This window comes from Legionella genomosp. 1 (assembly GCF_900640215.1).
GTDB lineage: Bacteria > Pseudomonadota > Gammaproteobacteria > Legionellales > Legionellaceae > Legionella_C > Legionella_C quinlivanii_A.
This window is the reverse complement of record NZ_CAAAJH010000016.1, coordinates 77446-88620: the sequence shown is the minus strand read 5'-3', so window position 1 is coordinate 88620 and position 11175 is coordinate 77446. Positions and strand designations below refer to the sequence as shown.

Sequence of the window (11175 nt, the reverse complement as noted above, 5' to 3'; positions counted from 1 at the left end):
TCGATTGCCAAGCCTATTGTCAGTGTGTGGGGGTTGTTCATATTGTTTTTCATTATAACGAGTGAATTTTTAGTAATATATCATTGATTATAGCGTTAATAATGAATATTTCACTCAATCGAGTGAAATAATTGCGATTTAGTTTTAATATTCATGGTTTCCAACTATCATTCATACGATCATGTGAATGTTGTGCAACTGCAGGGGAGATCCCTCGCTGTGCTCGGGATGACGTGGGGAGTTACGAGCGGGGTTCAAATATAAATGGTGCATTGGAATGTTAAATCACCATGATGTAGATATTTTGCCCTTTTTGGTGATATAATGGGTGCCTTTTTAATTTTGGAAAGATATCTATGTTTATAAAACCCGTTTCAGTATCCGATAAATGGCTGCAAGAAAATACAGCGCTTAGATTAACCTTGCCGCAAGTCGAGGCGAAAGCTCCGAAAGAGTCAATGTTAATAGCTGGAGTAAACGACGTTCTTCCTTTAGTCGTTGAAAAATCAGGTGAATATGGCTGTATAAAATTATTAGCGGCTAACGCTGAGCTCAGGGCTGGCTCTGGAAAACATGGCCAATTCAACTCCTCCATTAATGCTGAGGAATCTTCAGACGAAAAGAGCCCATACTGGCTGTGTACGGATGAAGAAACAGAGGGACGCAAAGGGGTTTTATTTAAGACACAGGAAGAAGCAGAAGCTTTTAGTGCTCTCTATAAATCAGTTGCGAATTATTATCAGTCTGGTTTACATAAACAAAAACCGATTTCTCCTGACAATGTTAACTACTTATTGTTGAGCGGCAGCACCCTGGATTTTTTTGCAGATGAATTACGTGCTTCCAAGAAAAAGCACATAGTTAAGGGTGAATATAATTTAATCTCCGCTGGTTCGAACGATAAATTACGTTCCCCTGACGGCTCAAACTGGGTAATGGTATCGCTTAAGACGGGCGTTGATGCACAGGCGCTTTTTCCAAACTCTTACAAAATTCAGAATCTGTTACTGCAAAATTCAGATGCAAAAAAATTCGGCAAGCTGGATTTACCGTCTGAACTGAAAAAGGAAAAAACAGAGTTACCTGAAAAGAAAAAATCGAATCCTTTGTTAAGCTGCCTGCCATTCTTCAAAGCCAAATCGAAAGTAAGTGAAGAAGTTCAGGATAAATCATCGGACAATGATTTAATGCAAATACAAGTGGTTAAATAAACCAGATCCTCCCGCTTATCGAGACTTCCATTAAGTTAAGGAATTATGTCATTCCCCGAAGGCGGGAATCCATTCCTCAATTGGCATAATAGCTGGCTCCCCGCCTTTGCGGGGAAGACAGTTAATATACAACTGAGCTTAACTTAATGGCAGTGACGCTTATCGAGATTACTCTGTCTTGATAAGCGGTATCTTCAAATTCAAATTTAGTCACCGAAGTACGTCATCCTGAGCGTAGCGAAGGATCTCAAACTGCTTAGAGCTGAGCCAGATTCAGGAGATCCTTCACTGCGTTCAGGATGACGTACCTCGGAGTTACCAAATTTATCCCGCAGAAATCTTTGCTTGTTTCCACAAGTGTATCCAATATAATCCAATCTGTTTTACCAATAAGGATATTTACAATGAAGAAATGGCTAATACTTGCTGCCAGCAGTTTAATGACCACTGCTCATGCTGGAGAACTGACCTGGTGTAACTATAAAGATTATTTTCGTTTAAGTGATATCAGTCATCCCGGCATTGCTATTGTAGAGACTCATCATGATGCAGAGGTGGTTCTAACTCCAGTTGGACCACGCAGTTTTGAAATACAGGATGGCTCGCAATGTCAAAGCGGTTTCGCTCATGTCACGGTTGCATACGATAGTCATCATTGGTGTTTGCTAGACATCAAGGATGGGCCGTTTATTAATCATCCAACGGTTAAGGCGTCCTGTACGGGTATTCGCTATATCGATACGATTTATGATGGAACGGGTTCTCATTCCTATACAATTAATCTGGATTAGACAAAGCAGGAGGGATCTTCTGGTTTCTTTATTCTTTTTGTTCGGTTACTCTAAGTTTTTTTATGTTCTGTGGTTTATACGGAGTTGTTTCAAAAATAGGGCTAAGCAGCCAACTTGTCGTCTTTGCGAACGAAGTGAAGCAATCCAGATCGAAACTTGAACAAAGGTTAGGAGCTGGATTTGCTTCGCTGACGCTCACAAAGACGGTTTTTGTGCATCATCTTCATTTATGCAACAACTCCGGTTTATCAGTAGAATCCATGATTCTATCTCAAGGAGGAAGCAATGCGTTGTCGTTTATTGTATTTTTTTATAAGCCTTTTTTTTATTAACTCGATATCTTTTGCTCAATTACCCGCTAATTATCAGAGCTTGTCTGCTGAAGAAAAACAGGAGCTCTTGTGGAGCGAAGTGAGTAAAAGTCACGCGAGTAATCCATTACCAAAACTTACAGAGAATAGCTTTAAACAACTGCTTGTTACCATTAAAGGATTTTTCAATTTAAGACCCTCTTTTGATCACGAAAGTGATGAAGAGCCTGAAGGAAGAGCAAAAATTCTTCATTCAAATGGTTCCGTAGGAAAAATCCGATTCATTCCAACAAACGATCATCCATTCACAGGGATTTATAAAACAGGAGCTATTGGAAGCACGCTTGTCTATGGCGATGCCTGCGACTGATACCAGTTTTGTTCCAGGAATGGCGGTTAAATTTTTAATTGATAAGCATGCATCCGTTAACATCCATGCCATTAATTCTTTGGAAGGCCAGGGAGGTGATTGGAATTTTTTTGCGAAGGATTTCTCAAATAAAATAGAGCATCCTAAAGGCAAGATTCTTCGGGCAATTGAGTTAATTTTTGAATGGACCCATGATCCTGCCAATGAATTGGGTCTATGGCGTTTAGCGGCATGGGATAGGGATGGCCAACCTGCGGGAATTCCGGTTTATCCTGAGAGAATTTATTTTAAACCGGCCACTGAGGTGCAAAATATCATTCCAGCTGATTCACGCGATGACTTCAGAGTTTCACTGTCACAAGTCTCTATCGGCCCTATCTACGAAGTTTATGGTCTATACCAGGGCAATGAATACCATGTAGGCAGCCTAATGTTAGAAAGCGAACTGTTGGCCTCTGAGTATGGCGACAATATTTTATTTTTCCAACATCAGAGATAACACGCTTTATCACTAGCCAGGCAATCTAATCCTGGCTCAGTGCCAAATCACGAATAGATTCCTACCTGGCGCGGGAATGACAACATCCTAAATCGAATTAACGAAAATCACTTGTTTTATTTTCAATTTATTGCATCTATACACACAGTTATCCACAGTTTTTGGCGATAACTGGGCTAAGCCGATAGATATTAATGAGTAATAGAAGCCTTAAAATATAAGGGTTTTGAGAGCAGTTCGGGGAGTTTGAATAACCAGATGGCAAATAGGGAGAATAAGTTATCCACAAAATTATCACTCTGAATAGGACTTTGCGGAAAGGCATTTTAACCTCTTTTTTTAGAGAGAACCAGTCTTGACATCCTAACACTGCTTTATTTTGATTCATTTTTATCATATCTATATGAAATAATTATAAATTTATTTTTAGTCTGATGTGCTAAACAGATAATTCAGTTGCAAGCTTTCATTGATAATGTGTGTCAATTGTACTAACATATGCTTAAGGAGATTTGTTTTGAGAAATATGATGACAGATGCCAGAAAGGTGGAACATACAAAAGCACCTGTAGCTAAAGATCAAAAAAGGGTCAAAAGTACACAGAAAAGTACGCAGTCAAGGACTGCGAGTGCAAAAAATTCTCGATTAGGTTTTCGGGCGTCTGAAACGCAAGCTAAAATAATTCGGATGGCCTCCGATATAAGCCATAAATCATTGACCGATTTTATAATGGATAGCGCTTATCAAGCTGCTGAAAAAGTCATTTTAGATCAAAGGCTCTTTATGGTTTCCGAGGATGTTTTTAATAAGTTTTCCGAAATTCTAAATCGCCCCCAGCAAGAGAATGAAGGACTCAAGGATTTATTTTCTTCATCATCTCCCTGGGATCAAAATGACGTTAAAAAAACCTGAAATTTTAAATAAAGATCATGATCTAATGGGTTTTAATAGTAATTATCCTGAATTAGATGAATGGTTAAAAAAATATGCTTTTCAAGCAAAAATGTCCGGTTCTGCCAACACCTTCATCGTTACTGATAAAAACCTTGTGGTTGGTTTTTACAGTCTTACAGTAGGGCAGGTGGATATTGGGGAAGCATCTGAGCGTATAAAAAAAGGTATGGGAAAATATCCAATTCCTGTTGTTATTTTAGCAAGATTAGCTGTACATCATACATATCAGGAAAGGAGTATTGGAAAAGGAATGCTTAAAGATGCGATATTAAAAACCTTGCAAATTGCAGAGCAAGGCGGTGTGAGAGCTTTATTAGTTCATGCTATCGATGAAAAAGCGAACGCTTTTTATAAACGGTTTGGATTTGAGCCTTCTCCAATACGAGAAAATCAATTATTACTTCTTTTAAAAGATGCTAAAAAATTAATATCTGAATAAGGGATAGAAAATTCTCCACAGCCTTTTTTCTGATAATCTCGAAATTAAAGAGGAGATGCCAGCCGGTAATGTTTTTAACGTCTTGCATTCCTCATAATCAATTGAATATTTAATAGACAATTATCAGAGCCGGCTTAAGCAACATATTCTTTCATGTGTAATTTGTATGTATGGAGACCCGTTTTTGAAGCAGGATGGCGCTTATCAACAGTTCTCATTGCGACGAACGCAGGACTGCAAGATTATCATCTGAGGCATAATGTTCTTCTGAGAACCATATTGCAGGCTTTATAGTATTGCCAGGAATAGCTTGCGATACGGTATTTTCAGTTATAGCGGGTTTGAAAAAGGGTATAGTAACCCGGCTATGACCAAATCCAGGAGCTCTTGTGTAAAATGGTATCATTGCCTCATCAGCAGTTTCATTGGCATAACGATGGACGGAAACCGAATCAAATTCAAACAAGACATGATTTCGATATCGCATCATTTCTAACTTAATGGCTTCCTGCTGACTGTTTCCAAAGCAGGTCTTGAGGCGTTCAAAGTATTTAAAGATGCGCCACGCGGGAGTAAAAGCAGAATAGTGTTTATTTTTCTTTAATTCATTGCCTAACTCATTCAGATTAATATTATCGGTTGTTAAAATCCGATGCATTAATTCTGCTGCCATGCAAGACTGAATAAATGAAGCAGCGTGGCTGCGTTGCTCATTAATCATAATGAAATGCTTATCAATGAACCTCATTTCAATATTCTGAATAGGAAACATAAAAATATTGAGTTCGATATTATATCTGCTTTTAAGTTCTCTAATCACGTTGACCAGAAAGCTAGAGGATTGGATCCCATTAATATCTAAATCCAGGGAACATAAATGAGCGTCTCCTTCTTCATTTTGCTTTGTTAATAAGTCACGGATCACTTCTTCAAAAAGGGCTGGCCAATCTTTACGAACGCTATTTGCTTTATTAGTAAATTGTTTTCTCAGTTTCTTGTATTCCAAATTCATCTTTTGGCTCAATAGTTCAGGAGCATCAGCATTCAAAATGCCCTGCAAATGCAGTCTCCACCACAAGGCAGCCGCATCTATTTGAAATGGAGTCAGTTTTGTAATTAGTTGCATAAGTGGTTTATCTTAATAAAAACCGATCATTATATATGATATATGGTTAAAATTAAAACTTTAAATTTATTATTTGTGTAATTGGGGTTTTGGTTGTTCGATATGAGACAAACGTGGCCTCTTTTAGCAATTCGATTATGCTGTTTACTAGGGTATTTGTTTTCATTTAATTTCAGTTTACAGGATAGAAGATTTAGACTACATTTGAATTATGTACAAAATTCAAAATACCCATAAGGATTGGAGTTAACCATTAAAGAGGTGGCTCTATGTTTGCACTCATCGATTGTAATAACTTTTATGCCAGCTGTGAACGGCTGTTTCGCCCTGATTTACAAACCACCCCAATTGTTGTTCTGAGTAACAATGATGGCTGCGTGATTGCACGCTCCAATGAAGCCAAGGCTCTCGGTATTGCAATGGGGGCACCTTATTTTCAAGTCAAGGGTCTATGCAAGAAAATGGGGGTTCAGGTATTCTCCTCAAACTATGCCTTATACGGGGATTTATCCAATCGCGTAATGAGAGTTATCGAAGACCATTGGCCGGACACGGAAATTTATTCAATTGATGAAGCATTTTTAAATTTGAGCACGCTGCCTGCGTCTCAGGTTACAGAATTCTGTCAGAATTTACAAAAAACTATTTTCAAATGGGTCGGTATTCCTGTTTCGATTGGAATCGGGCCGACTAAAACCCTGGCAAAAGCAGCCAATCATGTAGGAAAAAAAATCCTTAAAACGCCGGTTTACTCAATTAATGGCAGTGCAGAATTATGGCTTAAACAAATGGATGCGCGAGAGATTTGGGGAGTAGGGCGCCAATTAGTGAAACGATTGAACCAGATAGGCATTTATACAGCCGAAGATCTGGCCAAGGCTGATCACTTTTTAATTAAAAAAAAATTTAGTGTCGTCCTCCAACGTACGGTTTTAGAATTGAATGGCGTTTCCTGCCTTGAATTGGAGGAGCCTGAACCCAGGCAGTCCATTATGACATCATGCTCTTTCGGGGGGCTTCAGTCCGATTATGAGCAAATCCAGGAGGCGATTAGCCATCACTCGGCGACTGCATCGGCCAAGCTTAGAAAGCAAGGCTTGAGGGCGCATTATTTATCGGTTTTCATTCGCTCAAGCCCATTTCGCGAAGATTTGAAACAGTATTCAAATTCGATCGGGTTTCGTTTGATAAATCCCACAGATGATGTGCGTGTTATCACTAAATGGGCAAAACATTGTCTGAAAAAGATTTACCGTAAAGGAGTTTATTATCAGAAGTCAGGTGTTTTGCTTTCTGATTTAATAAGTAAAAGCCATTATCAGCCCGATTTGTTTAATCAACCCTCTGACCAGGAGCTGGAACGTTCTCATAGCTTGATGAAGTTGATAGACAGCATCAATGCCAAATACGGTTCACGAACTGTAAGACTGGCTGCTGAAGGCTTTCGGAAAGATTGGGCGATGAAGCGGGAATTAATGTCCCCTTGCTACACGACTCGCTGGTCGGATCTCCCTGTGGTTTATGCCAGATAATGTAAAAGATGGCGGCTTGGGCTATTCTTTATAGAAAGAGCGGAGCCAGGGATGAGCGAGAAGCCGGAATCTTATTACCTTAAATTCAGGTTAGGGGAGCAGATTATTTTAGTCTCTCTGGATTTTGTTTATCTCATTTTGCCTATCGCCCAGTTGCAACACATTCCTCAACAGCATTCCGCTCTGGCAGGTATTCTTAACTATCATGGACAAGCGGTTCCTGTGTATCATTTATACGAACTGCTTGAAGCATCAAAAGTCGCCTACGATTTGGACACCCCTATCATTCTCTGTTCTTTATCTTCTCAATGTGTCGGTTTATTTGTTTCTGAAGTGATGGAAGTCTGTGATATCAATGAACAGCTTATACAGCAGCCGCCTAAAACCTGGTCTTATGTCAAAGGAATTATCAAGGATGAAACGTCATCAGCCTGGATTTTGGATTTGGAGCAATTATTGCACTGGCCTCAACCTTGCCTGGAACGTGCTCATGAATAAGTGGATTGTTATTCTGAAAGAATGGGTTGCTGCTCATTCTGGCCTTCTTTTATCTGAGCAGCAGATGGAGTCAGGTGTCCAGGAGATCAGACGCTTAATGGATTCATTAAATTTGAGTGAAACAGAATATCTTAATGCTTTACAAGCAGGAGATGACAAGCTCATTAAGTCAACCATTGATATTTTAACGGTGCAGGAAAGTTATTTTTTTCGTGATTCCCCCCTGTTTTCCTATTTAAAAAACGAATTGCTCCCACAATTAATTAATAAAAAAAGGATGAAACAAACACTCAGCCTTCGTATCTGGAGTGCTGGATGTGCCAGAGGCGAAGAAATCTATTCAATTGCCATTTTATTGAATGAACTGCTTCCCGATATTAATCGCTGGACTATTGAGCTTGCAGCTACGGATATAAGTTACAGCGCACTTGAAAAAGGGATATCTGGAGTATTTAATGAGTCCAGGCTGCGCGCTACCGAAGATAAGCTGCGAGAAAAATATTTTATCAAACGCGATTCATTATATTATTTGAATGAAGAAATTAAAAATCGGGTCAGTTTTTCATATTTCAATCTTCGTAAACCGGGAAAATTATTTAAGAGCTTCGATTTAATTTTTTGCCGCAATGTATTTATTTATTTTTCAAAAAGCCATGTGGAAAATATTCTCCAGTTTTTTTATGAGCATCTGGTTGAAGGAGGTATTTTGTTTCTTGGGCCTGCCGATTTAGTAACCCATTGCCAGCATCATTTTTCTGTACAAATGACTCAAGGAGTATATCGGTTAAAAAAAATAACCCAGATAAAAGAGCAGCCGAAGAAAGCTGGTTTAGCTATGGCGAAAATAGAAAAAGAGACTCTCTCATACAAGGCCCGCTCCCAGGAAAGCACTCATTCGCTTCAACTTATTCAGGAGTTATTAACCAATACCCATTATAAAGAGGCATTAAATAAAATTGATAATTTGTTTCTTAAAGGCGAAACAGCACTGCTTTACCGTTGTCAGGCTCAGGCATTAATTGCTTTGGGTGATATCAATGCGGCTCAGGTTTCACTTGAAAAATCCATTAGAATTGACCCCCTGGATGCCATGAGTCACTTTTTACTTGGCCTGGTGGAAGTCGATCAAAAAGAAAATAAAAATGCACTCATTTCGTTTCAGAAAGCGCTCTATATTAAACCCTTATTCCCGGAGGCCGCTTATCATCTTGGCTTGCTTCATTTGCAGATGAAACAAAATGAACAAGGAATAAAATGGTTAAATCAGGCATTGCGTTCTGCCAGCACACAAGATGATGATGAATTAATTTTTTATACGAATGAACCCAAAACCCATTTAATTAACGCAATTCAGGCAAGCATTTCATATTATCAAGGACAACATGATGAATGAGCCTTTTCTGGATGAAAAAGCAAAAAAAATACTGGCAGATCGAGCTGCGCTGATGGCCAGGAAGGAGAGGGATCTTAATGCAAACGCTACAAGTAATTTATTAGTATTCTATGTGGGAGAGGAGCAACAATATGCCCTGGCTTACGAATCGATTGATAAAGTGATCCCAAGCCATAAAATTACCCCTGTACCAGGAGTAAATCCTTTATTTTCAGGTCTTTTATACCATAATACCGAGGCTTGGGTAGTAGTCAATTTACATCAGCTATTAATTGGAAAGCCTGCAAAATCATTTAGTCACTTCATATTATTAAGCGAGGATCATTATCGCATTGCCTTGAGTGCGGATACTATCGTTGGGCAAATCGGTTACGATGAAACAGTTGAATTAGTTCAGCTGACATTGAGTGAAACGGGGCAGTCTTATGTGCGTGGCATCTATAAAAATAACATAGCAATTTTAGATAAGAAATCGATTATTGATCTGCTTAATCTGGAACAAGTGGAATGGAATTAACTTTAAGGAATAGCAATGGAAGAGCAAAATCAGTTTCAGTTTAGAAAACGTTTTTCACTAATACTTATCATGATCTTCTTAATTTCGTTAATCAGTATGTTGTTGAATATATTTGTTCTGAGCAGGCTACATGACAGCTCTCCTGACTTAGAAAAAATTGAATTTTATATTCAACTATTAGAGGCCTTGTTAATTATCAGCTTGCTGATCAATGGCTTATCTTTATTATTGTGGCATAGGAATAGTCAATATGAAAACCATATTAATCAGGCCTTATTAGCGAAAATTGATGCCATTTCCAAATCACAGGCCATCATTGAGTTTAACATGGATGGAACGATTATTGATGCTAACCAGAAGTTCCTCGATCTCATGAATTATTCGCTGGATGAAATTAAAGGAAAGCATCATAGTATATTTGTTGAACCAGGCGATAGGGATAGCCTGGAATACAGAGAGTTCTGGAGGAAATTAAATCAGGGGGAGTATGACCAGGCTGAATACAAACGTTTAGGAAAAAATGGAAAAGAAGTCTGGTTACAATCCTCATACAATCCTGTTTTAAATGAAAAAGGAAAAGCAGTTAAAGTAATCAAGGTGGCAACTGATATAACTGAACGGAAAAACAAAGACAAACAATTGGCTGCATTAACCAGGAATCTGCAGGATGTCGGTCAGGAAATCCTGTCCAATAGCAATGAACTTTCTGTGGGGATCAATCAGCTTGAAGCCTCTGCCATCTCTCAAGCCGCCAGCGCCTCTGAGCAAGCCAGTTCGGTAACGCAAATTAGTGCGACACTTGAGGAAATAAAGGCAACCACCCAGCACACATTAGAGAAGGCAAAACAGCTGGGCGATTCTGCAACAGCAACCAGAAAGGAAGGTGAAAACGGGCGATCAGCGATTGAAGCAATGCATGCGTCAATGAAAATACTGCAAGAGAAAATGAAGCAGATTTCCACCACTATTCTCAGTCTCAATGATAAATCACAGCAGATTAGTGAAATTACCGAGGTGGTAGCCGACATTGCCAAGCAGTCTAAAATGCTGGCGCTTAACGCGTCCATTGAAGCTGCCAAGGCTGGCGAAACCGGAAAGGGATTTGCCGTAGTGGCAGGGGAAGTGAAAGAGTTAGCTGAAAAATCAAAACTGTCAACCGAGCGCGTACAAAAGATACTGCTTGATATTAAGCAAACTGCTGAAAGAGCGGTAATGGTCACTGAAGAAGGTAATAAAAGCGTTGATGAAAATATTCGTCAGGTGCGAAGCACCGGCAATATTATCAATGCTCTCGGAAATGTGATTGAAGAAAGCTCTCTGGCTTCTTTACAGATTGTCTCGGCAGTACGTGAGGAATCGGTCGCTATTGAACAGGTCGATATCAGCGTTCGCGAAATCAACAAGGTGACTCATTCCTTCACTTCTGCGACCGAACAAACCAAACAAGCGATAATCGGACTCAGTAAAGTGGCCAATTCACTTAACGATACAGCCAGAATTTATCAGAAAGACGATAAAGAATAGGGAGGCAGT

The 11175-nt window shown here is 39.2% G+C and carries 12 protein-coding genes; 11 read left to right on the top strand and 1 reads right to left on the bottom strand.

From position 1 onward, the window contains the following. Positions 1–356: 356 nt before the first annotated feature. The 6 genes from E1O89_RS13325 to E1O89_RS13305 all read left to right on the top strand — a co-directional run bounded on the left by E1O89_RS13325 (position 357) and on the right by E1O89_RS13305 (position 4576). Positions 357–1211 (top strand): hypothetical protein, encoded by an 855-nt coding sequence (locus E1O89_RS13325; protein ID WP_133140574.1) that lies wholly within the window; start codon positions 357–359, stop codon positions 1209–1211. A 404-nt stretch (positions 1212–1615) separates the two neighbouring features. After that, positions 1616–2002: a hypothetical protein gene (locus E1O89_RS13320; protein WP_112219229.1), complete on the top strand. Its 387-nt coding sequence runs from the start codon at positions 1616–1618 to the stop codon at positions 2000–2002. Between the two features lie 285 nt (positions 2003–2287). Beyond that, on the top strand, positions 2288–2683 hold the full coding sequence (locus E1O89_RS15695; protein WP_262337525.1) for a hypothetical protein: 396 nt from the start codon (positions 2288–2290) through the stop codon (positions 2681–2683). Continuing rightward, on the top strand, positions 2646–3182 hold the full coding sequence (locus E1O89_RS15690) for a hypothetical protein (protein WP_262337524.1): 537 nt from the start codon (positions 2646–2648) through the stop codon (positions 3180–3182). The genes E1O89_RS15695 and E1O89_RS15690 overlap by 38 nt, the downstream gene beginning before the upstream one ends. A gap of 526 nt (positions 3183–3708) precedes the next feature. Beyond that, a complete protein-coding gene (locus E1O89_RS13310; protein WP_262337527.1) occupies positions 3709–4095 on the top strand; it encodes a DUF1778 domain-containing protein in 387 nt (128 codons plus the stop codon). Further along, positions 4076–4576 carry a GNAT family N-acetyltransferase gene (locus E1O89_RS13305; RefSeq protein WP_133140573.1) on the top strand — a complete coding sequence of 167 codons (501 nt, stop codon included), beginning with the start codon at positions 4076–4078 and terminating at the stop codon, positions 4574–4576. Before E1O89_RS13310 ends, E1O89_RS13305 begins: the two co-directional genes overlap by 20 nt. A 214-nt stretch (positions 4577–4790) precedes the next feature. On the opposite strand, the gene E1O89_RS13300 is transcribed toward E1O89_RS13305, so the two are convergent. After that, a complete protein-coding gene (locus tag E1O89_RS13300; protein ID WP_133140572.1) occupies positions 4791–5702 on the bottom strand; it encodes a hypothetical protein in 912 nt (303 codons plus the stop codon). Between the two features lie 269 nt (positions 5703–5971). On the opposite strand from E1O89_RS13300, the gene E1O89_RS13295 reads away from it, so the two are divergent. The 5 genes from E1O89_RS13295 to E1O89_RS13275 are packed head-to-tail and all read left to right on the top strand — an operon-like array spanning position 5972 to position 11166. Continuing rightward, the gene (locus tag E1O89_RS13295) at positions 5972–7234 is read left to right on the top strand and encodes a Y-family DNA polymerase (protein ID WP_133140571.1); all 1263 of its coding nucleotides are present in this window, start codon (positions 5972–5974) and stop codon (positions 7232–7234) included. Between the two features lie 51 nt (positions 7235–7285). Next, complete coding sequence (locus tag E1O89_RS13290; protein WP_133140570.1) at positions 7286–7732, top strand: chemotaxis protein CheW; 447 nt, start codon at positions 7286–7288, stop codon at positions 7730–7732. After that, positions 7725–9125, top strand: coding sequence for a CheR family methyltransferase (locus tag E1O89_RS13285; RefSeq protein ID WP_165483166.1), 1401 nt, complete (start codon positions 7725–7727; stop codon positions 9123–9125). Before E1O89_RS13290 ends, E1O89_RS13285 begins: the two co-directional genes overlap by 8 nt. After that, positions 9115–9642, top strand: a complete 528-nt coding sequence (locus E1O89_RS13280; RefSeq protein ID WP_133140568.1) for a chemotaxis protein CheW — start codon at positions 9115–9117, stop codon at positions 9640–9642. The genes E1O89_RS13285 and E1O89_RS13280 overlap by 11 nt, the downstream gene beginning before the upstream one ends. 15 nt (positions 9643–9657) lie before the next feature. Beyond that, entirely contained in the window at positions 9658–11166 is a 1509-nt protein-coding gene (locus E1O89_RS13275) for a methyl-accepting chemotaxis protein (RefSeq protein WP_133140567.1), read from the top strand. Positions 11167–11175: the final 9 nt, after the last annotated feature.

Coding starts and splice junctions, on each gene's coding strand:
- E1O89_RS13300 (WP_133140572.1), bottom strand. CDS start 5,702: ATGCAACTAATTACAAAACTGACTCCATTTCAAATAGATGCGGCTGCC.
- E1O89_RS13305 (WP_133140573.1), top strand. CDS start 4,076: ATGACGTTAAAAAAACCTGAAATTTTAAATAAAGATCATGATCTAATG.
- E1O89_RS15695 (WP_262337525.1), top strand. CDS start 2,288: ATGCGTTGTCGTTTATTGTATTTTTTTATAAGCCTTTTTTTTATTAAC.
- E1O89_RS13320 (WP_112219229.1), top strand. CDS start 1,616: ATGAAGAAATGGCTAATACTTGCTGCCAGCAGTTTAATGACCACTGCT.
- E1O89_RS13310 (WP_262337527.1), top strand. CDS start 3,709: ATGATGACAGATGCCAGAAAGGTGGAACATACAAAAGCACCTGTAGCT.
- E1O89_RS13325 (WP_133140574.1), top strand. CDS start 357: ATGTTTATAAAACCCGTTTCAGTATCCGATAAATGGCTGCAAGAAAAT.
- E1O89_RS13285 (WP_165483166.1), top strand. CDS start 7,725: ATGAATAAGTGGATTGTTATTCTGAAAGAATGGGTTGCTGCTCATTCT.
- E1O89_RS13290 (WP_133140570.1), top strand. CDS start 7,286: ATGAGCGAGAAGCCGGAATCTTATTACCTTAAATTCAGGTTAGGGGAG.
- E1O89_RS13295 (WP_133140571.1), top strand. CDS start 5,972: ATGTTTGCACTCATCGATTGTAATAACTTTTATGCCAGCTGTGAACGG.
- E1O89_RS13280 (WP_133140568.1), top strand. CDS start 9,115: ATGATGAATGAGCCTTTTCTGGATGAAAAAGCAAAAAAAATACTGGCA.
- E1O89_RS13275 (WP_133140567.1), top strand. CDS start 9,658: ATGGAAGAGCAAAATCAGTTTCAGTTTAGAAAACGTTTTTCACTAATA.